Origin of the sequence: Acinetobacter sp. ANC 4470, assembly GCF_002135335.1 — a bacterium.
Taxonomy (GTDB): Bacteria; Pseudomonadota; Gammaproteobacteria; order Pseudomonadales; family Moraxellaceae; genus Acinetobacter.
Window position 1 is genome coordinate 417452 of record NZ_NEGC01000001.1, and the last position, 22171, is coordinate 439622.

Annotated in this window: 19 protein-coding genes; 7 read left to right on the forward strand and 12 right to left on the reverse strand. The window is 38.6% G+C overall.

Annotated features, from left to right (window positions below; genetic code table 11):
* Positions 1-60 precede the first annotated feature (60 nt).
* Positions 61-1035: a GGDEF domain-containing protein gene (locus B9T25_RS01915; protein ID WP_086186792.1), complete on the reverse strand. Its 975-nt coding sequence runs from the start codon at positions 1033-1035 to the stop codon at positions 61-63.
* A gap of 335 nt (positions 1036-1370) precedes the next feature.
* Here B9T25_RS01915 and B9T25_RS01920 point away from each other — a divergent pair, with 335 nt between their 5' ends.
* A complete protein-coding gene (locus B9T25_RS01920; RefSeq protein WP_086186793.1) occupies positions 1371-2621 on the forward strand; it encodes an exonuclease SbcCD subunit D C-terminal domain-containing protein in 1251 nt (416 codons plus the stop codon).
* A gap of 9 nt (positions 2622-2630) precedes the next feature.
* The gene (locus B9T25_RS01925) at positions 2631-6227 is read left to right on the forward strand and encodes an AAA family ATPase (RefSeq protein WP_086186794.1); all 3597 of its coding nucleotides are present in this window, start codon (positions 2631-2633) and stop codon (positions 6225-6227) included.
* Between the two features lie 48 nt (positions 6228-6275).
* Here B9T25_RS01925 and B9T25_RS01930 read toward each other — a convergent pair whose 3' ends face one another.
* A complete protein-coding gene (locus tag B9T25_RS01930) occupies positions 6276-6968 on the reverse strand; it encodes a YggS family pyridoxal phosphate-dependent enzyme (RefSeq protein ID WP_086186795.1) in 693 nt (230 codons plus the stop codon).
* A 124-nt stretch (positions 6969-7092) separates the two neighbouring features.
* Between B9T25_RS01930 and B9T25_RS01935 the strand changes: the two genes are divergently transcribed.
* Entirely contained in the window at positions 7093-8130 is a 1038-nt protein-coding gene (locus B9T25_RS01935) for a type IV pilus twitching motility protein PilT (protein ID WP_086186796.1), read from the forward strand.
* Between the two features lie 25 nt (positions 8131-8155).
* Positions 8156-9277, forward strand: coding sequence for a PilT/PilU family type 4a pilus ATPase (locus B9T25_RS01940; RefSeq protein WP_086186797.1), 1122 nt, complete (start codon positions 8156-8158; stop codon positions 9275-9277).
* 57 nt (positions 9278-9334) lie between these two features.
* On the opposite strand, the gene fur is transcribed toward B9T25_RS01940, so the two are convergent.
* On the reverse strand, positions 9335-9772 hold the full coding sequence (gene fur, locus B9T25_RS01945; RefSeq protein WP_086186798.1) for a ferric iron uptake transcriptional regulator: 438 nt from the start codon (positions 9770-9772) through the stop codon (positions 9335-9337).
* Positions 9773-9884: 112 nt separating this feature from the next.
* Here fur and B9T25_RS01950 point away from each other — a divergent pair, with 112 nt between their 5' ends.
* Complete coding sequence (locus tag B9T25_RS01950; protein ID WP_004648045.1) at positions 9885-10283, forward strand: outer membrane protein assembly factor BamE; 399 nt, start codon at positions 9885-9887, stop codon at positions 10281-10283.
* A gap of 45 nt (positions 10284-10328) precedes the next feature.
* Here the strand turns inward: B9T25_RS01950 and B9T25_RS01955 are convergent, their stop codons facing one another.
* The 9 genes from B9T25_RS01955 to B9T25_RS01995 all read right to left on the reverse strand — a co-directional run bounded on the left by B9T25_RS01955 (position 10329) and on the right by B9T25_RS01995 (position 19844).
* Complete coding sequence (locus tag B9T25_RS01955; protein WP_086186799.1) at positions 10329-10652, reverse strand: RnfH family protein; 324 nt, start codon at positions 10650-10652, stop codon at positions 10329-10331.
* Complete coding sequence (locus tag B9T25_RS01960; protein ID WP_086186800.1) at positions 10652-11734, reverse strand: hypothetical protein; 1083 nt, start codon at positions 11732-11734, stop codon at positions 10652-10654. Before B9T25_RS01960 ends, B9T25_RS01955 begins: the two co-directional genes overlap by 1 nt.
* A gap of 139 nt (positions 11735-11873) precedes the next feature.
* Entirely contained in the window at positions 11874-12329 is a 456-nt protein-coding gene (locus B9T25_RS01965) for a bacteriohemerythrin (protein ID WP_086186801.1), read from the reverse strand.
* Positions 12330-12752: 423 nt separating this feature from the next.
* Positions 12753-13601 (reverse strand): class II glutamine amidotransferase, encoded by an 849-nt coding sequence (locus B9T25_RS01970; protein ID WP_086186802.1) that lies wholly within the window; start codon positions 13599-13601, stop codon positions 12753-12755.
* A 200-nt stretch (positions 13602-13801) separates the two neighbouring features.
* Positions 13802-14698 carry an acetylglutamate kinase gene (gene argB, locus B9T25_RS01975; protein ID WP_086186803.1) on the reverse strand — a complete coding sequence of 299 codons (897 nt, stop codon included), beginning with the start codon at positions 14696-14698 and terminating at the stop codon, positions 13802-13804.
* A gap of 10 nt (positions 14699-14708) precedes the next feature.
* Positions 14709-16133: a phosphomannomutase/phosphoglucomutase gene (locus tag B9T25_RS01980; RefSeq protein WP_086186804.1), complete on the reverse strand. Its 1425-nt coding sequence runs from the start codon at positions 16131-16133 to the stop codon at positions 14709-14711.
* A gap of 424 nt (positions 16134-16557) precedes the next feature.
* Positions 16558-17010 (reverse strand): dUTP diphosphatase, encoded by a 453-nt coding sequence (gene dut / locus B9T25_RS01985; protein ID WP_086186805.1) that lies wholly within the window; start codon positions 17008-17010, stop codon positions 16558-16560.
* 35 nt (positions 17011-17045) lie between these two features.
* Positions 17046-19085 (reverse strand): UvrD-helicase domain-containing protein, encoded by a 2040-nt coding sequence (locus B9T25_RS01990; protein WP_086186806.1) that lies wholly within the window; start codon positions 19083-19085, stop codon positions 17046-17048.
* A gap of 126 nt (positions 19086-19211) precedes the next feature.
* The gene (locus B9T25_RS01995) at positions 19212-19844 is read right to left on the reverse strand and encodes an OmpA family protein (RefSeq protein ID WP_086186807.1); all 633 of its coding nucleotides are present in this window, start codon (positions 19842-19844) and stop codon (positions 19212-19214) included.
* A 245-nt stretch (positions 19845-20089) separates the two neighbouring features.
* Between B9T25_RS01995 and B9T25_RS02000 the strand changes: the two genes are divergently transcribed.
* On the forward strand, positions 20090-21016 hold the full coding sequence (locus B9T25_RS02000) for an acyltransferase (protein ID WP_086186808.1): 927 nt from the start codon (positions 20090-20092) through the stop codon (positions 21014-21016).
* A 19-nt stretch (positions 21017-21035) separates the two neighbouring features.
* Entirely contained in the window at positions 21036-22106 is a 1071-nt protein-coding gene (locus B9T25_RS02005) for a hypothetical protein (RefSeq protein ID WP_086186809.1), read from the forward strand.
* Positions 22107-22171: the final 65 nt, after the last annotated feature.

A 22171-nucleotide genomic window follows, 5' to 3' on the forward strand; every position in this document is an offset into this window, starting at 1 on the left:
TATTTTTATCCTTTAAATACCCCACAACTATCCCTCGGCGGTTGTGGTTATAGGGAGAAATTATCCTGTTAAATTCTTTAAAGTATCAGTAACATCAGCTTGATAACAATTGCGTCCTTGTTGTTTAGCTTGATATAAATTTTTATCAACCAGATCTAAGAATTTCATTTGATTGCACTGTTCCGTTGGAACAATAGTTTTTACACCAATACTACAAGTCACAAAGTCTGAAATTGTAGATGCACAATGTGGTAATTTGGCATTTTTTAAAGCCTGCATTAAGTTTTCAGCAACTTGAATGGCAGCATCTGCATTGGTTTCTGGCAAAACAATCGCAAACTCTTCACCGCCAAAACGTGAAACCAAATCACGTGGACGACTACAGCAGGTTGACCATAATTGGGCAATCTCGCGTAAACAGTGGTCACCGTTAATATGACCATGTCCATCGTTATATTGTTTAAAATAATCTAAATCAATTAATAGCACTGACAGCGGCTTTTGTAACCGTATTGCACTTTGCCATTCGCGCGCAAAGAATTCATCAAATAAACGGCGATTGGCAATGCCTGTCAAGCCATCCTTATAGGAATATTCCTCCAACTGACGCTGTAATATTTCTAATTGCTCTTCTTGTTTTTTACGTGCGGAAATATCAAACATAAACCCCACCAAAGACTCAACCTCGCCATTTTCTTTACGGATCACATGAACCACATCTCGGATCCAAATATATGATCCATCTGCTTTTAAAGCGCGATAATCTGCTTCATGGTCAATACCCGCAAGCGATTGTGCAACACACATACTAAATGTTTTGTCACGGTCTAATTCATGCATACGATCGGCCCAATCTTGTACTGTTTTCCAAGACTCTTGTTTCCAACCCAATAATTTTTCAATTTGTGGACCAATATAACTGAACTGTTTACTTTCCCAGTCGATACTCCACGGAATAGCAAGGGTTGATTCAATTAAAGTTTTATAAACGACTTCATTATATAATTGATTATTTTTAAATGGACTATTTGACATAAGCTGGCTCATTTTGATTTCAATCAGCATAGTTGTGTAAGTCACTTTCACATCATACACACTACTGATTTTACATTTTGTAGATATACCTCAGCCTAGTTAGCATAAGATATCCTTACTTAAATCTGTACTACCGCCCCTGAGTACAGTTAATTTTACCACTCACATGTTAGTATATTTTTTAATCAAACAAATTAAAAGCGAAGCTTGATTTGTATCTTAAAATATTAAGCCCCAAATCATCATTCAGAGCATAAATTACAATTGAGCTAGCTTTACAGTTACATATTTGCCTATAGTATGGTGGGGCAATTTTTCATGAGTTTCAAAAAAACATGGCTGTTCATTTTTTTCATACATCAGACTGGCATTTAGGTCAGTTTTTCTACAATCACTCACGTCAGTATGAACATGAACAGTTTTTAACTTGGTTACTTGAGCAAATTAAACAAAAACAACCCAATGCCTTACTTATTGCAGGTGATATTTTTGATGTCATCAATCCTGCATCTGCTGCCCAAAAGCAACTGTATCAATTTTTAGCCGACGCGCACGAGCTTGCACCACATATGCAAACTCTGATGATTGCCGGAAATCATGATTCTGGTTATCGCATAGAGCAAGTTGAACCGTTACTTGAAAAATATAATGCCAGAACTGTCGGCGTGATTCGTTGGAATGAAGACAAAACCTTAGATCTAGATCGTTTACTGCAACCTATTTATGATGTAGATAAAAATATTGTCGCTTGGTGCTTAAGCCTGCCCTTTTTACGTAGTGCAGAAATTACCGGTTTTAATGAACACACCAGCAATAGTCAAAATGCCATTAGCTACCTACATCAACAACTCATTAGTGAAGCCAAAAAACGTAAAACCGATGATCAAGCGCTGATTTTAATGTCGCATGCTCACATGCAAGGCGGTGAAACGTCTGACTCTGAACGCCCGATTATTATTGGTAATGAAGAAGCACTTTCAACAACACTGTTTGATGAGGTGATTGATTACGTGGCGTTAGGACATTTGCATAAACCGCAAAAAGTTCAGCATTCACATATCCGTTATAGTGGCTCACCCATTCCTTTGTCTTTTAGTGAAATTAACTACAAACACCAAGTGGTTGAAGTCACCATTGACCCAACAAAGCCTGCTGAATCTCAACTTCAGTTTGAAGCGCTACACATCCCTCGCAGTATTCAATTACACCGCATTCGAGGTGAGTTGAATGAAGTTTTTGCCCAACTCAAAGCATTAAAAAGTGGAAAAATAGACAGTATTGATCAACGTGAATATATCGACATTGAATATCATACCGATACCCCACCACAACCCAATTTAAGACAACAGTTTGAAGATGTCTTGCCTAAAGAGCGTTATCGTCTGGTTAAAATTTCACGCCAGTATAAAAATAATGAGCTACAAAATAATGCTGCAAAAATTCAGCTTGAGCCGCCAACGCCAGAAAAATTATTTGAACAAATTTGGCAAAATAAAGGCTATACACAAGATGATGCAGTACTCAAAGATTTTCAGACTTTGATTCAAGAAGCGCGTCATTCAATTGAAGATAAAAACAGCATTTAAGGATCTGTCATGAAAATTTTATCAATACGTATAAAAAATCTGGCATCTCTTGCTGGCGAACATTTTATTGATTTTGAAAGTGAACCTTTAGCCAGTGCAGGCTTAATTGCCATTATTGGAAAAACAGGTGCAGGTAAATCGACGATTTTAGATGCCATGTGTCTTGCGTTGTTTAATCAAGTGCCGCGCCTCAAAGGCAGTGACGGTAAATTGGTTGATGTCGATGGTTCAGAACTGCTGAGCAACTCCCCTTTAACCGTGCTGCGTCGGGGTACAGGACATGGCTTTGCGGAACTTTGTTTTGTCGCGCAAGATCAAAAACATTATCTGGCACGTTGGGAAATTAAACGTGCACGTGAAAATGCCGCAGGTAAATTACAAAATGTGCAACGTTCTTTAACCTGTCTGACTGATGGCGTGGTGGTTGCCGATAAGACCAAAGCCGTCGAAAGCCATATTCAGCAGATTACACAGCTTAGTTTTGAACAATTTACCCGTGCAGTACTCTTGGCTCAGTCCGAAGTAACCGCATTTTTAAAAGCACGTGACAATGAACGTGGCGCTTTACTTGAATATTTAACCAACTCCAATATTTTTGCTAAAATTGGGCAATTGGCTTATGAAAAAACCAAAACTATCGCCAATCAACGTAAAGATTTAGAAAATGTGCTCGGTCATATCGAAATTCTATACGATGAAGCAATTGCGGAACTGAATCAGCAATTTACAATAGTCGATACTGAATATAAAAAATTAGAAACCGAAAAAAAGATTTTAGAACAGCAGCAACAATGGTTTGAACACAAGCAAAAATTAGACACGGATATACAATTTCGTCAGCAACAACTTTTAGTGCAACAACAGCAATTTGAACAACTTGCACCTCAGCGCATACAACTGAAACAGCTTGAAGCCTTTGCCTCTATTCGACCAAGTGTGATTCAACAACATAAAGTGCAGGCTGAATTACACACGCTGCACCCGCAAATTCAAAGCAGCGAACAACAATTCATTGTCATTGAATATGCTTTTCAGGCTGAAGAAAAACAGTTTAAACAGATTGATGAGCAACTCAAAACACAACAAGCTTTTGAACAAACCCATCATCAAGCCATTGAAAAAGTCAGAATCTGTATTCAAGAACGTGAATTTATTGGTCAGCAATTTAAAAAGATCCAAGCAAGTTTGCAACAGCTCAATCAAGAGCAACATCCCTTATTGCAACAACAAATTCAATTTCATACAGATATAGAAAAACTCAAAAATCAGCAACAAACGCAAGTTAAACAACTCAATCAGTCTGCACATTTCATCAGTTTGGATGCTGGTCTATCGGCACATTTGACCCAGCTACAACGTTTTATTCAACAGTACCAAAACGTTGAACAGCAATTTGGAAATATTGCCGCTGCAACAACTGCTTTAAATGAAAAACAGCAACAACTTCATGCACTACAACAGCAATTTGGTCATGAAGATCAAATCAGTATCAAACTTGCTGATCAACGTCAAAAGCGTGAGCAAACATTACAGCAAATACATCATATTGGTTTAATTCAAACTCAATTCAAACAATTCAGCCAAGTTTGTGTAGAACGGAAAAAAGTTAAAACCTCGAACAATGAGTTGACCCAAAAGCTTGAGCAAGCAACACAACAGCAACAACAGACTGAACAAAAATATCTAGCGCAGAAGCAAGAACGTGAAAGCTTACAACGTGTATTACAGCAACAACGATTGTTACATACAGAGAATATCGAAAAGCTCCGTGAGCAACTGATCGACGGTGAGGCTTGTTTGGTCTGTGGCAGTACACAACATCCATTTAAACAAGAACATTCTGCCCTTTCACAAGAACTTTTAAACTTACAAGAACAGCAAGAGCAACAAGCGACTCAACTTGAAAATCAGTCTTTTGATGTCTGGCAAAAAGCACAACAGCTTTTCACCCAACACAATACGGCTTTAACGCAAAATACAATGCGTTTGAATGAGTTACAACAGGAAATCTCGCAACTCGAACAACAATTAAAATCCGCTTTGGATACGATGCAAATCTCACTCGATTTCAATTCAATTCATGAAGATACGGCTCAACAATTGCTTCTATTATCAGAAAAAAGCCAGCAAGACATTCAACAGCTTGATCACACTGTAGAGCAACTCAATCAAGCACAAAAAAATCAACGTGAGCAATTACAAACGATTCAACACATTCAGCAACATTTATCGACTGTCCAACACGCTGAACAGAATATTCAACACCTCATTGATTTGCTCTTACCCGAGCAAAAACATACTTGGAAAACCCAGACATCCATCACAGCTAAAAACATTGAACAGCAACTGATTCAACGCTTACAACTGCTGCAAACTGCTGATACTCTAAACAAACAACTGGATGAAAAAATTCAAGTTCTCAAGCAAATTGAACAAAACATTGACTTTAAAAATGAGCAGATTCAAACCACTACAACAGAAAAATTAGACTTTGAACGCCAAGGGCAAAATAACAAAGAATTGGCAATGACACTTATTTTTGAGATGTCACAGATTCAGGTTGAAAAACCACATGAATGGTTAATTCAATATGACGAACAACGCAAAAACCTGCAAATGCAATTCAACCAAGTACGGCAAAATATCGACCAATCACGTCAACAGTTTGAAGAACAAAAACGCCAACGTGATCAACTCAAAATACAGCTGACACAACTTGAAATACAACAAACAGCCTTTGCACTTGAAATCCAACAATGGCTCAACCAGCATGCTGATTTTGATGCAATCTTGATTGAACAACTGCGCCAAATTCCCAACGAACAGCAACAACAGATTCGTTTAAATATTCAAACTGCCGAACGTAGCTTAAATGATATTCAATCTGCGCTAAAAACTATTAGGGAACAACTGCAACAGCATGCCATGCAACAGCCCAATATTGAATTTGAACAACTACAAACTAAAATGAGACACTTGTTCGAAAATCTGCAAGCAACCTTAGACATGCGAGATGGTTTCAAACTCAAACTGGAAGTTCATCAACGTAATATCGACAAACAAAAGCAATTTGCAGATCAGATTCAAGCGATTCAACAACAAGAACATCGTTGGGGTAAAATTTCTGGCTTAATTGGCGATGCTAAAGGCAAAGACTTCCGTGATTATGCTCAGCAATATAATTTAGATATTCTGCTTGAACATGCCAATCAACAACTCACCATGCTTTCTCAGCGTTACACTTTAAAGCGCTTGGAAAACTCATTGAGCTTAGCAATTGTCGATCATGACATGGATGGTGAAACCCGTTCCGTCTCTTCCCTTTCAGGTGGTGAATCGTTCCTGACTGCGCTTGCCTTATCGCTCGCGATTGCCAATATGGCATCGGGTTCAATGAAAATTGAATCGTTATTTATTGATGAAGGTTTTGGAACTTTAGATGCCTCATCGCTCTACATGGTGATGAATGCTTTAGATCAACTGCAAAACCAAGGGCGAAAAGTTGTACTAATCTCGCATATTCAAGAAATGCATGAACGCATTCCTGTACAAATTCAGGTCAAACCATTGGGTGCAGGCGCAAGTACCATTCAAGTGGTAGGTTAAGCAAAAACAAACAAGGCTGTAAAGTCGCAGCCTTGTTTATTCTTTATTTTATACTTTGTTAGAATAATCTCGCGCACCGAAAAGTGCCGTACCAACACGTACCATCGTTGAACCTGCTGCAATGGCCTCAACCATATCTCCAGACATGCCCATACTTAAAGTATCCCAGTCTTCAGGCTGTGCATGTTCCTGTTTAACCGCATCAAAAAGTTGCTTCGCCTCTGCAAAAGCATGGCTATTATTGGGTGCTGGAATCACCATTAAGCCACGCAATTTTAAATGCGGCAATTGGCTAATCTTTTTCACCAACTCTGCTACTTCATTGGGCTGACACCCATCTTTGCTTTCTTGGGCATCAATGTTGACTTGTAAACAAATATTCAGTGGTGCTTGATCGGCTTCGCGCTGACTGGATAAACGCTCAGCAATCACTAAACGATCCACGCCATGTACCCATGCAAAACTTGCAGCCAAATGTTTGGTTTTATTGCGCTGAACATGCCCAATAAAATGCCATTCAATGGCTAAATCATTTAGATTTTCAATCTTATCCAAGGCCTCTTGTAAATAATTTTCACCAAATGCGCGTTGCCCTGTTTGGTACATTTCACGTAAGGACTCACTGGGATGAGTCTTCGAAACAGCCAATAACTGTACGCTTTCTGGCTCGCGCTGGGCTTGTTTACAGGCATCTGCTATATGCTGTAAAACTTGATTTCGTGATGCTTGAAGACTATTCATTGACGAGGTTCTCATTTCATTCAGCTTTTTTTCACTTTCCTTTTAAACTAACTGTTGGTTAAGCTCTGGGAAAGCCTTATTATTCTAACAAAATAAATAACATTTAAATGATCTCGGGGAAATTATGGACATTACTGAACTGCTGGCCTTTTCTGCTAAAAATGGGGCATCAGACTTACACTTATCAGCGGGCATGCCGCCACTTATCCGTGTCGATGGTGAAGTCCGTCGTATCAATTTACCAGCTTTAGAACATAAAGAAGTACACAAATTGGTGTACGACATTATGAACGATAAACAGCGCCGCGATTTTGAAGAAAAACTTGAAACAGACTTTTCTTTTGAAGTTCCTGGCGTAGCTCGTTTCCGTGTCAACGCATTCAACCAAAACCGTGGTGCAGGTGCGGTATTTCGTACCATTCCATCAAAAGTTTTAACCATTGAAGATCTTGGTATGGGGCAAATCTTCAAAGATATTTGTAATTTCCCACGCGGTATCGTTTTGGTTACAGGACCAACAGGTTCGGGTAAATCAACTACTCTTGCCGCAATGGTCGATTATATTAACGATCAGCGTTACGACCATATTTTAACGGTCGAAGATCCTATCGAATTTGTACACGAATCGAAAAAATGTTTGGTCAACCAACGTGAAGTACATCGTGACACACATGGCTTTAACGAAGCTCTACGTTCAGCCCTGCGTGAAGACCCTGACATTATTCTGGTCGGTGAGATGCGTGACCTTGAAACCATTCGTTTGGCATTAACTGCTGCGGAAACGGGTCACTTAGTCTTTGGTACACTGCATACCACTTCTGCGGCAAAAACCATTGACCGTGTGATTGACGTATTCCCTGCTGAAGAAAAAGACATGGTACGTGCCATGCTTTCTGAATCATTACAAGCCGTTATTTCTCAAACACTACTCAAGAAAAATGGTGGTGGTCGTGTCGCAGCACATGAAATCATGATTGGTATTCCCGCGATTCGAAACCTCATTCGTGAAAACAAAGTCGCGCAAATGTATTCTGCCATTCAGACTGGTGCCAACTACGGCATGGTCACACTGGATCAAAGCTTAAAAAGCTTGGTCGCTAAAGGCATTATCAGCCCACAAACTGCGCGTACTATGGCGAAACAACCAGAAGCATTCTTATAAGTTTAAACGGATTTAGGATCTTATTATGGATTTTAACGACTTACTGAATTTGATGATCCAACAGAAAGCATCAGACTTATTTATTACTGCTGATGTTGAACCATCAATGAAAATCAATGGTCAAATTTTACCCATTGCTAAAACCAAGCTGACTGGCGAAATTACGGGGCAACTTTTAAACTCAATTATGAGTGAGAAACAGCGTAAAGAGTTTGCAGAAACCCGTGAGTGCAACTTTGCCATCAATAACCGTGACAAAACTGCGCGCTTTCGTGTCAGTGCTTTTCAACAACGTGATCAACCCGGTATGGTGTTACGTCGTATCGAAACCGTCATTCCCACCATGGATGAACTGAAGTTACCAGCGATTTTAAAAGAATTGGCAATGACCAAGCGTGGCATCATCATTTTTGTAGGCGCAACGGGTACGGGTAAATCAACCTCTTTAGCCTCGATTATTGGTTATCGTAACCATAATTCTAAAGGTCATATCATCACCATTGAAGACCCGATTGAATTTATCCACCAACACGCAGGTTGTATCATCACCCAGCGTGAAGTCGGGATTGACACCGATTCATTTGAAATCGCATTAAAGAACACCTTACGTCAAGCACCCGATGTGATTTTAATTGGTGAGATTCGCTCGCGTGAAACCATGGATTATGCGATTGCCTTTGCTGAAACGGGTCACTTAGTGTTTGCAACCCTGCATGCCAACAACGCCAACCAAGCGATTGATCGTATTATTCACTTCTTTGATGCTGACCGTCATAACCAGTTGTTTATGGACTTATCGCTTAACTTAAGAGCAATGGTGGCCCAACAACTGATTCCAAGCGTTGATGGTAAATCACGTCGTGCTGCGATTGAAATTCTAATCAATTCACCATTAATTTCTGACTTGATCCGCAAAGGTGAAGTACATGAAATTAAAGAATTGATGAAGCGTTCGCGTGAACTTGGCATGCAAACCTTTGACCAAGCTTTGTTTGACCTCTATAAAGCCAAACAAATTACCTATAAAGATGCATTGAAACATGCCGACTCACCAAACGACCTTCGTCTGCAAATTAAATTATCTGAAGAAGGTGCTGAGCGTTTATTGCATGCAAATTCAAATATCACCTTCGATGGTCAAGCTTAAAAACAAAAAAACAGGCTTCATTTGAAGCCTGTTTTTTTAACTAATTAGAAGTCAGTCTTATTTTTTACGATATGCGTCTTGGCATTCTTGTGAATCACAGTAACCGTAAAGATTTAATGAGTGACCCGTTAAAATAAAACCATATTTCTCAGCCACTTCATGCTGTTGATGTTCAATCACATCATTAGTGAATTCAACCACTTTGTTACAGTTTTGACAAACAATATGATCATGGTGATCTTCTTGCATAATTTCAAAAACTGAATGATTATTTTCAAAATGATGACGTTGGATAATACCAGCAGCTTCAAATTGTGTTAACACTCGATACACAGTTGCTAAACCGACATCTTCACCCTGTTCGAGTAAAGTTTTATAAATGTCTTCTGCGCTTAAATGGTGTTGTCTTGAATTTTCTAATAATTCCAATATTTTAATTCGTGGAAGCGTAACTTTAAGTCCAGCTTTGCGTAAATCTTGATTTGAAATAGCCATATAAAAAGGTCTCTCAACAAATTTAAAGTTGGAATATGCAACAAAGTTTAGATGCAGTATGATCTATCCGTGGATCAAATGCATCATAATTAATTTGGGATAGTGTAGCAAAATGCAAAAAATCATGTTGACGTTGTTCGTCACTTCACTGCTCGCAGGCTGTTCGACCTTGGGCGTTTATAAAGTTGATATTCCTCAAGGAACGCCCTTAACTCAAGCACAAGCTTCAAAAATTCAAGTCGGTATGAGTCACCAACAAGTTCGCTTTTTGCTCGGCAGCCCTACAGTGTCAGATCCAATGAATCCTTTACGTTGGGACTACATCTACAACTATATACCAGGAACGTATGCTAAAAAAGCCAAAATTCCTGCAGCACACGGTCAACATTTAAGAATTTACTTCGATCAAACAGGCACGGTACAAAAGATTGAAGGCTTGGAAACTATTCCAGAATCTCAACCCGGCTTACCAGGATCAAAAGAAGCGATTCTAAATGCGCCTCCACTATAGACGCTTTAAAATAAAAATAAACCCCTCAATGAGGGGTTTTTCTTATCACTTCAATTGTTTAAAGCGATTTCCGCGGCAATAACGTCCGACTGGATTTTCTGCAGCACGTTTTCGACGAATATCCTTTGGATTAATGGTCAGTGCTCGATAAATCTCGACACGATCACCCACCTGTAATACCTGATTTAGATCTTGCAATCGTACCCCAAAGATTCCCAATACAAGTGGTTCAGGTAAATCCGTCTGCGCCCGAATAGCACTTTGCTCAATGGCGTCTAATGCAGTCATCCCTTGTTGAAAAGGAACAGCCATCAGAAACTGCTGATCTTGAGCAGCGTATGCCACCCAAACCTGTTGTAGCTCACTCATTAGAGCAATTGTCCAATGATCGAGATCATCGCCAAGATAATCGATACAGGGAGCACCACACGCACCGCAATACGCCACAGGTTATAAAACAACTCATTACTGAAATTCATCGACTTACGTAGATGGCTAATTTTCATAATCCATCCTGCAAAAACAGCATAGATTAAACAAATGACCAATCCCCAAAGCATCAGTAATGTATTAAAAATCGGACTGATTACAGGAATCGCCCAAACAAATACCGCAGCTAATATAACCAGCCATTGAATTACGATATTTAATTGACGTTGTAAGAGTTGCTCACGTGCCATATTCAGTAACAGTGCCGATGTACTCACCACAGCAAGTACAAAGGTACAACTTGAAATTTCAGTCTTTGCGGCAAAGAAAGCAAATGCAATCACTGCACACAATTGCGCAATCCAGATGGGTAATGCGATTTGAGTGGCAGTATCTTGCTGCTTAAGTGCCGTCAAACTACTTTGCCAATACAAGCCTATGCCTAAACCACTGGCAACCAAGGCTAAGCCTGTAGCACTGCCCCATTCGCTAAATTCAACAGCGGTCACATGCCAATTAGGCAGTGCAGTTCCCAAAATATTCGCGAGGATGAGAGAAGCCAACACCGCAACAACACTTAACATGACAATAATTTTTCTAGGTGCAAAGGAAAGTGCAATGGCGACAATCGCTAAGCCCACGAACAAAAGATTTGGCGCCATCCCATTGAAGGCAAAATCCCCCAATAATTGGCTCGCATTAGACAGCATGCCCCCTGCTAAAAAAGGGATAAAAATAACGGCCAGCCAACCGACCAAACGCCATTTTTGCGACGCATCCGCATCACGCGTCAAACTAGACAATGCATTTAAAGCCGTAGTTTTTGAACGCTTAGCTAAGGCAATTTCTAAATAACAGATAGGTAACGCTAAAATAAGCATCGTTCCTAACCATAACAACCAAAAATCAAGTTGACGATCAACCTGAATTCCGACACTCGGTGCTAACGTGGCAATGATGATAAAAGATAAACAAAATGCCATCAGCGGCGATAGCCATCGTGACATAGCATTGTCCTGCATGATGCGTTCCTAAAAAAAGTCTTCCGCTATTTTGCCTTTGTCATGCGGGAAAATCAAAAAGAAAAAGCAAACCATTATTACTAATGATTTGCAGCGCAAAATTATGACTACTTTTAATTATTGTTATCTCGTTTATTTTTTATGAAAAGAAACGAGCAAACCAGTTTTTACCTTTCTTCTGTTCTTTTTCTTTGATAATTCCCATCATATTTTCTTTCACAGCTCCGACATAATCGGCATCATCGTGCTGAATATGGTTAATCAACCATTTTGACAGTACTTCATGTAACTCCCCCTCAATCGCCTGTCCCATTTCAAAACGATCACGGTAAGCTTCAATTTTCTTAATAAATAAATCATGCACACGTTTATGCGGTACGCGATATTTATAACCCGCTTCTTCTTGCAAAGACTCTTCAAAGGTAAAATGTGATTGAGTATAATCAATAATATCGTCAAAAATTTGTTTAATACGCGCACGATTTGCATGGTCAGCAAAATCATCAATCTCATTAATATAATCAAGAATTCGTTTGTGCTGATCGTCAATCACATCGATACCAGTATTATATTCTGGAACCCATTTCATTTTCATTACGACCACCTATAAAATATATACGACTAATCACATAAATTCATAATATATTGATTTTAAACAAATAAAAATAAACCAAAATGGTTGGTTTTAAACATTAAACTCTTAAAAACCTATAAACACATGATATATATTGTTTTTATAATTAATACCAATCAAAACGATAAAGTATTTTTTAACCAATATCGTTGCAAATAATCCAACAAACTTGATGTTATTATTTTACAAATCACCATATTTATTAAAATATATAAAAAATAATTAATTTAAGTATTCTTTTATAAAATTTTTCACAACCAATAAAAATATTATAAATAGCTCATATTTTAATAAAATAGTTTTAAAATATTTTACTCACTGAAAAAATCAATAAAGATATTTAATCAGTATTGCTACAAATCTATACTGATTATTTTTTATACTCTAATGTTGATCTGCTTTGGTTATTCTTTTTAATGCTGGATTTAATCTTTCACGTTCTAAGCGTTCAACATGAGTTTGTTGTTTTCGGATTGGAGACCCATACTGAAATAAAATCATCTCTCCAGGCTCAAAAGCTGTCCAAAGTTCATTTTGGGTTAAAGGCTCGGTGGTAATCACAGCGACTCGATCTTCAGGCGTAGTGACTTGACTAAAATCTACTTCTACATCGAGATCAATCAATTGCGCAGGTTTAAATGGATACTCTCGTACTAACCAATGCAATTTTGTAATCGCATAAGTAAATAAGGCCTGACCATTGGATAAACAAAAATTAAAAGTCCCATGCTCTGCTATTTTCGGAGAGACTTCTGCCAACAAATCAAAAATTTGATCAAGTTTCGGTTCATGATAACCAAATCTTGCAACAAACCGATCAAGTAAGAAACAGAAAGCACGCTCACTATCTGTATTACCAATGGGAGTAAAACGTCCTGATAGTAATGGATCAAAATTATGTAAATCACCATTATGGGCAAAAATCCACTGACGTCCCCACAGTTCGCGACTGAACGGATGTGAATTCTCTAAGTTAATTTTGCCCTGCGTCGCTTTACGAATATGTGCAATCACATTACGCGATTTAATTGGATAATTACGCACCAGTTCCGCAATCGGAGATTCGACTGCCGATTGATTATCGACAAAAAGTCGACAAGCTTTATCTTCAAAAAAGGCAATACCAAAACCATCACAATGGTCTGAGGTAATCCCCGCACGTTGAGAAAAACCACGAAATGAAAAAGTCACATCTGTTGGCGTAGCACAATTCATTCCGAGCAACTGGCACATAGTTTTAATCAAACGGCAAATATATGATTTTTCTATTCTGCATGACTCAAGATAACGTTGCAAATCTCAATTTAGAATCCCTATAACTATTTTATGTATTAATTCAATAATAACCGTCAGGATATACAGCTTTATTTTCAGGACAGGATACTACGTGCAAATAAAAAGCCTCATAAAGAGGCTTTTTAATCATCTATTTATTACTTGGCACGATTGGTAATTAAAGTACCTACACCATGATCAGTGAAAATTTCAAGCAAGGTTGCATGAGGGACACGTCCATCGACAATGTGCGCACTCACCACTCCACCTTTCACAGCATCCAGTGCACATCCTACTTTAGGAATCATGCCACCATAAATCACACCTGTTTCAATCAAGCGATCAACTTCTTGTGTGGTTAAGCCTGTAAGCAAATTTTTATTTTCATCCAGTACACCCGTGATATTGGTCAATAGAATCAGTTTTTCCGCACCAAGTGCTTCTGCAACTTTACCTGCAACCAAATCTGCATTGATGTTATAGGTATTACCTTCTTCATCTACGCCCAATGGTGCAATCACAGGGATAAAATCACTATTGGTAAACATTTCTAGAACGTCAGTTTTAACAGCAACCACTTCCCCCACTAAACCAAGGTCAATTTGTTGCACAGTGCCATCTTCGGTAACTTTTTCCATCAACAATTTTTGTGCACGAAGTAAGTTACCGTCTTTACCCGTTAAACCAATCGCGCGACCACCATGTTTATTGATGAGGTTGACGATCGATTTATTCACACTACCGCCCAAAACCATTTCAACGACTTCCATGGTCGCAGGATCAGTGACGCGCATCCCATCAATACGATCAGATTCACGACCGAGTTGTTTTAAAAAGGAATCGACTTGTGGACCACCACCATGCACCACAATTGGATTTAAACCCACAGTCTTTAGCAAGACAATGTCTCGTGCAAAAGAGCTTTCAAGCTCTGGATCGGTCATTGCGTTGCCACCATATTTCACTACTAGCGTCTTACCCGCAAAACGTTGAATATACGGCAAAGCTTCAGTCAAAATTTGTGCTTTGTCGATGCCAGTATGTTGATGTGGCATTCGCCTCTCCTTATTGAGCATCTAAAATGTCTTGTGCGATTTTCGGATATCTGTCACTTAACATGGAAACAAATGTATCTCGAATCGCATTTAATCTTACAGGATTGTCCGCATCAAAGCGCACTGTAAAATACTCACCCGTATTCGATGCTCGAATAATGCCAAATCCATCTTTAAAATCAAGTCGTACACCATCAATTTTACTTAATTGTGCGCCAAAATCATGACTTTTAATCTCAACATCGTGTAATACAGCGGCAGGTACTTCATTATGGGTACTAATATACATATCTTCAGTGCAACAACGTTCTGGATAAGCTTTCAGTGCTTTTGATAATGTCAAATCAGGTTGTTGACTTAAATATTCGAGTACACGTAAACCCGCATATAAACCATCATCATACCCAAAACCTCGCCCGTCATTAAATACATAATGACCAGCATATTCTCCTCCAAAAACTGCATTGCCTTTGGACTGTGACATATAGGTACGTAAGAAAGAACTTCCCGTACGAATCATTTTAGGCTGCCCACCTAATTTACGAACGGTGTTCGCGACCATGGTCGAGCATTTTACATCAAAGACAACTTCATGTTCTGGATGTATTTTTAAACACATTTCAGCAAATAAAGCCAATAAGCGATCTGCTGAGATAATCGTTCCACACTCATCAATCAAGACTAAACGGTCACCATCACCATCCAGTGCAATACCAATATCAGCCTGTTGCTCAAGTAGCGTTTTTCTTAATTCAACTAAATGCTTTTCGTGAGATGGATCTGGTGCATGATCTGGAAAATGACCATCCGCATTACAACGAATTGCGATGACGTCGCAGCCTATTTTTTTTAGCACTAAAGCCGCACAGCGCCCAGCCGAACCATTTAATCCATCTAACACCACTTTAAACGGACGTTTTAACTGGATATCTTGCAAAAGCATATGTTGATATTCAAGACAATACTCAATAACAATTTCATGTTGCACAGGCTGCATGGTTATTTTTTGCGTTGAATCAAAAACATGATTCGCACTAATCGCGACTTTTTGAATCATGTCTGGACTAGGTGGTTCATTCTGAATAATCCATTTAACCCCATTATCCGTTTTAGGGTTATGACTTGCTGTCAGCATAACGCCATTTCCGTCAAATTGACGGGCAATAAAATATAATAATGGCGTCGAACAACAACCTAGAATAGTTGCCTTGATTCCATTTTCTTCACAAACTTGTTTTATTATTTCTGCATATTGTGGGCTGGTTAAACGTGCATCATAACCAATGGCAAGTTGAGTCTGCCCAACCTTCTGATATTGAGCAACCAATCCATAGGCAATCGCTTTAACAAGTTCTGGTGTCAAAAGAGATATTTTTCCACGAATATCATAGGCACGAAAAATTTGTGATGGAAAATTTTTATTTTTAAAATTCATAATAATTTATTCGACTCACCATCACTCATAAGATGAAAAAATTATGGGATACTTTATTTAGGTCAGAATGCATAAGCAGTAAATCATTTTTAAACACAAGGCTAATATTTTAAAAGAAATATACATTTTTAAGCAATGGTAAAAAAGTTTTACAAAAAAAAATGATAATTATTTGAATTTTATTCTTTTATTATGAATTTAATAATTTTACCCAATAGACTTCTATTTAATAACCAATCACTTATGCAAAAAGCCAAATAATTTAAAAGCTCTCAAACCAAACGCAATTAGTACCATTAAATACAATTTTTTATTTTAAAATTTATATTTAACTCATTTGTAGTTAAGAAAAGTTAATTAAAATGAAGAATACCCCTGATAAATAAAACTTTATTTATCAGGGTTAAATTTTTTCTAAATAATTCTAGCCTTGACCCGTGTGACCAAAACCACCAGCACCACGTTCCGTTGCAGCAAACTCTTGTACTTGTTCAAATTCTGCATGTACCACAGGAACAAGAACATATTGAGCCAAACGCTCACCCGGTTCTAAAGTAAATGCTGTTTGACTACGGTTCCAAACCGATACCATTAATTCACCTTGATAATCTGAATCAATTAAGCCAACCAAATTACCTAAAACAATACCATGTTTATGACCTAAACCTGAACGCGGTAAAATTAAACCTGCAAAGCTAGTATCTTCAATATAAATGGCCAAACCTGTTTTAACCAATACCGTTTGACCTGGTTCAATGACAGTCACTTCATGTACACAAGCACGTAAGTCTAAACCTGCCGAACCCGAAGTCGCATAGGTTGGCATAGGCCATTCATTACCTAAACGTGTGTCGAGTACTTTCACTTGAACTTTCATCTGTTCTTTCCTAATTGCATGGTTTAAAGGGTGTATTAACGCTTGATCAGCGCACGTAAATTTTCGAGATAATGCTGTGCTTGCAATTTTGGATCAATATTGCCTGCCAATTTTTTCTTACGACCCAGCCAGTCCAAATCATCTTGTGGTAACTCATCAAGGAAGCGACTTGGTGTCATTTGCTTCATTTGACCACCATTTTTACGCTGTTCTGCCAGCGTCATGGTTAAGCCTTGTCGTGCACGCGTAATCCCCACGTACATTAAACGACGTTCTTCTTCAACTGTTTCTGCCGCAATTGAATTCTTATGCGGTAAGAGTTCTTCTTCCAAACCAATCATATACACATAAGGAAATTCAAGCCCTTTCGCTGCATGTAGCGTCAACAGATTGACCTTGTCAGTATCTTCTTCTTCTTGTTGTTGCTCCAACATATCCAGCAATACCATCTTGCGAATCACACTTTCAATGTTTTTTTCATCGACATCTTCAGCACGATTAATCAAACTTTGGATACTGCTATAGAGCACTTCAATGTTATCCAGTTTGGTTTTCTCTTGCGCGGGCGTTGCGGCTTGCTCTTTGATGTAATCGATATAGCCTGCTTCATGCATCATCTGACGAATGATCGGAACAGGTTCATCATCTTCCGTTAAATTACGGGTAAAATTACCAATAAAATCGGCAAATTCAGCGAGTTGAGTGGTGGCCTTTTTAGGCATCACCATCGTCAAGCGCTGATCACCCGCTGCGGTTAATAACGACAAATGATTTTCTTGTGCAAATAATCCTAACTTTTCTAAAGTCACGGGGCCAATCGCACGTTTTGGCGTATTGATAATCCGTAAAAATGCACTGTCATCTTCTGGATTAATGATAATGCGCAAATAACTCATGATATCTTTAATTTCAGCACGACCAAAGAACGATTGGCCGCCTGACAATTTATATGGAATTTGCATTTGACGTAGCTGGGTTTCTAAAACTCGTGCTTGGAAATTACCCCGATATAAAATCGCATAATCTTTCCAATTTTTACCATTCATCAGTTTATGGGTAATCAGATCCTTCACTACACGTTCAGCTTCATCATCGTCATTACGGCAGGTAATCACGCGAATCACATCGCCATGACCTTTATCTGACCACAGTTTTTTATCAAAAAGATGTGGATTATTACCAATGACCGTATTGGCAGCTTTAAGAATACGACTGGTTGAACGATAATTTTGCTCAAGCTTAACCACTTTTAAATTCGGAAAATCATCTTTTAAAAGAGCCATATTTTCAGGCTTCGCACCACGCCACGCATAAATGGATTGGTCATCATCACCTACAGCAGTGAATTGCCCCATCACACCGACCAGCAATTTCACCAAAATATACTGGGCCGTATTGGTATCTTGATATTCATCGACCAATAAATAACGCACACGGTTTTGCCATTTGTCACGTACTTCGGCATTTTCTTGTAATAAACGTGTAGGCATGACGATCAAATCGTCAAAATCGACCGCATTATAAGCACGTAAATTACGCTCATACAGTTGATACAAATGCGCAAATTTGACATCGTCCGCTGTTTCACACGTGGTATGTGCTTGTTCGGGTGGAATTAAATCATTCTTCCAATCCGAAATCATTTTCATTGCCTTGGCAATCAGTTCTTTGCTTTCTGCCCCAGATAAATTATCGCGGTGCATTAAGTCCATCAAAATGCGCTTACAATCATCGGCATCTAAAATGGAAAAATTATTTTTTAACGGCGTATGTTTGAGTTCTAAACGCAGTAAATTCAAACCAAAAGTATGAAAAGTCGAAACTGAAAGACCTTTAGCCTCTTCACGAGACAATAACTTCCCGACACGCTCTTTCATTTCACGTGCAGCTTTATTGGTAAAGGTCATGGCTGTAATACGATGCGCAGGAATACCGCAATTCTGAACCAAATGCGCAACCTTCCGTGTAATCACAGATGTTTTACCTGAACCAGCCCCTGCAAGTACTAACAAGGGTCCTTGAGTATATTTCATGGCTTCAAGTTGCTTGTCATTGAGTTGACTTGCCGACGACATAGTATTTCCTCGTTTTGATTCGAGCTAGATTATAGTCATCTATGTCAAACTTGCATAACCTAAAATACAAATTTGACATTCATAAAAAAACCACCCGAAGGTGGTTTTTTTATTCACGAACTAAACTTATTTAGTTTCGTAAACAGAAATCTCTACGCGGCGGTTTTGTTCACGACCAGCAGCTGTTGAATTATCAGCAATTGGAGAAGATGAACCATAACCACGTGCAGTTATACGTGAACTTGAAATACCTTGTGAAGCCAAGTAGTTTTTCACAGAGTTCGCACGGTTTTGAGACAATGGGTTATTGATTGCATCACTACCTGTATTGTCAGTATGACCATGAATAACCAAAGCAAGTTTACTTGAAGTACCATCTTCACGAAGAACTTTAGCAACGTCATTCAAGGCAGATTGGAACTGTGCTTGAATTGTAGAAGAGTTAGTCGCAAATGTTACGCTTGGCATAACAAGATTAATTGAACCATCTGGATTACGACCTACATCAACACCCGTACCAGCCAATTCTTGACGAAGACGTTTTTCTTTCTTATCAAGCAGTAAACCTGCACCGCCGCCCACAACTGCACCAATCGCTGCTGCTTGACCCATTTTGTCTTTGTCAGCATTAGAATATGCAAGTCCTGCACCCAATAAGGCACCTAAACCAGTACCAATGGCAGCTTTGTCATATTCCATATTTTGACAACCCGAAAGTGCCAAGGCCCCAACTACAGCTGAAATAACTAGTGCACGCATCGCATGCCTCCTTCTTGTGTTTTGTTGTATGGTGAAATCATGTATTAAAAAAAATCGGCATACCATTGATTTTTTGTAAATAAAACTATCAATAGTTACATTTTGTAATATTTTATATGAGTGTAGCTAGTTATTTAAGCACAATTTCTTCATAGTGGCATGAATAGACTTTTTTTATTTCAAATTCTACAATTATATTAAAAGCTGAAAAAAGATTAGGCGACTTCATCTTAGGACTGTTTTATATGTCATCGCAAATTAAGAAACAACCTCTACTAAAAAAAATATCTCGAGGACTAACAGTTGGGTCCGTCATTACTGGAAGCACTTTTTTTCATGGCCCCCCTGTTCTTGCACTCGGCTTAACAAAATTAGTCAAAAAATCACGTAAAGTCGATGAAACTAATATTCAGATTACCAACAGTTGGTTAAGTGTCAATAATTGGCTGATTGATCATGTGTTACCCCATTTGAAATGGGACATTAGTATTGATGATGATTTAGAATTGAACATGCAAGGGCGTTACCTGATGACCTGTAATCATCAAAGTTGGGTTGATACCACAGTTAATCAATATTTTGGCTTAACGCGTATGCCGCTAACGCGTTTCTTTACCAAGTGGGAACTAATCTTTATTCCTTTCGTTGGACCAGCCTTTAAAATTTTAGGTTTTCCAATGATGAAACGTCATTCGAAAGAACAGATTGCCGCCAATCCTGAACTTAAAACACGTGATCTTGAAGAATCTCGCAAAGCATGTGAACAGTTACTCAGTCAGCCCTTTACCTTACTGAATTATTTAGAAGGCACACGTTTTACTCCAGAAAAACAGGCCAAACAGCAATCACCTTATAAGCATTTACTTAAAGCTAAAGCAGGTGGTTTAGCGCTAGCTTTAAACATCTTAGGAGATAAAATTGATGCTTTGGTTGATATGACCATTATTTATCCTGATGGAGCACCAGGTTATGATGATTTTTGGTTAGGGGATGTCAATCGTATTGCCGTCAATTTGCGTAAAATTAACATTCCACCTTGGGTATTAGGTGGTAGTTATGAAGATGATATTGAATACCGTGAACGCTTTCAGCAATGGGTACATGAGTTATGGACTGAAAAAGATCAACTCATTGAACGCATGAAACAACAATATCAAACAACTCAGTCCTAAATTGATGAAGCTTTAACCTATGACGCAGAACACGATGAAAACCAAATCTAAATATCACCATTTAGATCCGAAGAGTTTGTCCTTCAAACTATTTCTGATTTACGACATCTTTATGGTGTTTATTATTATTTTCAACCTGTTCTGCTTATGCGCCAATCTGTTCCTGATGAGCAATATAGGCACTTGGTTTTTTCAAAGCATTCATTTAATTGATGTACTGAACTTTTATCGCACGTATTTACACCCTTGGGTCATCAATACAGAAGCTTGGTTTATAATATTTCTGATTGCCGAGCTACTGATTCGTTGGGGTATTGCTATTATACAGCGCCATCATCAGCGCTGGTTTTTCTTTCCTTTCATTCATTGGTATGAAGTTCTTGCGATTATTCCGTACCTGCGCTTTTTACGTTTATTCCGTGCTGGCATCATTGCCTACCGTTTACATGAAATGGGCTATAAGATAGTACCAAAATCACTACAGCTTAAGGGTCAGTTTTATTACAACGTGGTGATGGAAGAACTCTCGGATCGAATTGTGATTAATGTCCTTGATGGTATTAAAAATGAACTGGAAACCAGTTCGAGCCATAAAGTGATCATTCATGATCTGGTCGAACATCACCGTGTGTTATTTGCCACTGCCCTTGCCGATATTTTACAGGACACCCTGAGCACAGAATTACAGGCTCAGCGTCATTTCATTGCCAAAAATGTCGGTAGCATTGTCAATCAAGCGATTGAGGACACGCCTGAACTCACTCAGCTGCTTAGACTCATTCCTTTAGTCGGTGGTCGCATTGAACAGCAAATTCAGAGTATTGGACAACGCCTTGGGGAGAATATCACGCAAGGCTTGATTGATCCTTTTACACCCAGTGTTGCTCAGAAAGATAGTGAGCAAAAGAATGAGCAAAATATTTATCACTATATTGCGAACAAAATCAGCACACTTGAAATTGAAGATAATCCACACTTGGAAAAACTGGTCGAATCAGCCGTTTTTGAAAGTCTGACGGCAATCCGCAAACAAGTCAAAGTCAAACAGTGGTTAATCCAAATGCAGCAACAGGATCAAGTGAAAGAATGATCATGAGATAAAAATATTGAAAACACAGCTAGAGAAAACATTCAATTTGTTCTAGGATTTGCTCT

What these genes read in the sequence shown, in the direction of transcription:
- B9T25_RS01990 (WP_086186806.1), bottom strand. Translation starts at nt 19,085, where the DNA reads ATGTCGTCGGCAAGTCAACTCAATGACAAGCAACTTGAAGCCATGAAA.
- dut (WP_086186805.1), bottom strand. Translation starts at nt 17,010, where the DNA reads ATGAAAGTTCAAGTGAAAGTACTCGACACACGTTTAGGTAATGAATGG.
- B9T25_RS01920 (WP_086186793.1), top strand. Translation starts at nt 1,371, where the DNA reads ATGGCTGTTCATTTTTTTCATACATCAGACTGGCATTTAGGTCAGTTT.
- B9T25_RS01935 (WP_086186796.1), top strand. Translation starts at nt 7,093, where the DNA reads ATGGACATTACTGAACTGCTGGCCTTTTCTGCTAAAAATGGGGCATCA.
- B9T25_RS01950 (WP_004648045.1), top strand. Translation starts at nt 9,885, where the DNA reads ATGCAAAAAATCATGTTGACGTTGTTCGTCACTTCACTGCTCGCAGGC.
- fur (WP_086186798.1), bottom strand. Translation starts at nt 9,772, where the DNA reads ATGGCTATTTCAAATCAAGATTTACGCAAAGCTGGACTTAAAGTTACG.
- B9T25_RS01970 (WP_086186802.1), bottom strand. Translation starts at nt 13,601, where the DNA reads ATGTGCCAGTTGCTCGGAATGAATTGTGCTACGCCAACAGATGTGACT.
- B9T25_RS01980 (WP_086186804.1), bottom strand. Translation starts at nt 16,133, where the DNA reads ATGAATTTTAAAAATAAAAATTTTCCATCACAAATTTTTCGTGCCTAT.
- B9T25_RS01925 (WP_086186794.1), top strand. Translation starts at nt 2,631, where the DNA reads ATGAAAATTTTATCAATACGTATAAAAAATCTGGCATCTCTTGCTGGC.
- B9T25_RS01915 (WP_086186792.1), bottom strand. Translation starts at nt 1,035, where the DNA reads ATGTCAAATAGTCCATTTAAAAATAATCAATTATATAATGAAGTCGTT.
- B9T25_RS01995 (WP_086186807.1), bottom strand. Translation starts at nt 19,844, where the DNA reads ATGCGTGCACTAGTTATTTCAGCTGTAGTTGGGGCCTTGGCACTTTCG.
- B9T25_RS01940 (WP_086186797.1), top strand. Translation starts at nt 8,156, where the DNA reads ATGGATTTTAACGACTTACTGAATTTGATGATCCAACAGAAAGCATCA.
- B9T25_RS01930 (WP_086186795.1), bottom strand. Translation starts at nt 6,968, where the DNA reads ATGAATAGTCTTCAAGCATCACGAAATCAAGTTTTACAGCATATAGCA.
- B9T25_RS02000 (WP_086186808.1), top strand. Translation starts at nt 20,090, where the DNA reads ATGTCATCGCAAATTAAGAAACAACCTCTACTAAAAAAAATATCTCGA.
- argB (WP_086186803.1), bottom strand. Translation starts at nt 14,698, where the DNA reads ATGCCACATCAACATACTGGCATCGACAAAGCACAAATTTTGACTGAA.
- B9T25_RS01965 (WP_086186801.1), bottom strand. Translation starts at nt 12,329, where the DNA reads ATGAAAATGAAATGGGTTCCAGAATATAATACTGGTATCGATGTGATT.
- B9T25_RS01955 (WP_086186799.1), bottom strand. Translation starts at nt 10,652, where the DNA reads ATGAGTGAGCTACAACAGGTTTGGGTGGCATACGCTGCTCAAGATCAG.
- B9T25_RS01960 (WP_086186800.1), bottom strand. Translation starts at nt 11,734, where the DNA reads ATGCAGGACAATGCTATGTCACGATGGCTATCGCCGCTGATGGCATTT.
- B9T25_RS02005 (WP_086186809.1), top strand. Translation starts at nt 21,036, where the DNA reads ATGACGCAGAACACGATGAAAACCAAATCTAAATATCACCATTTAGAT.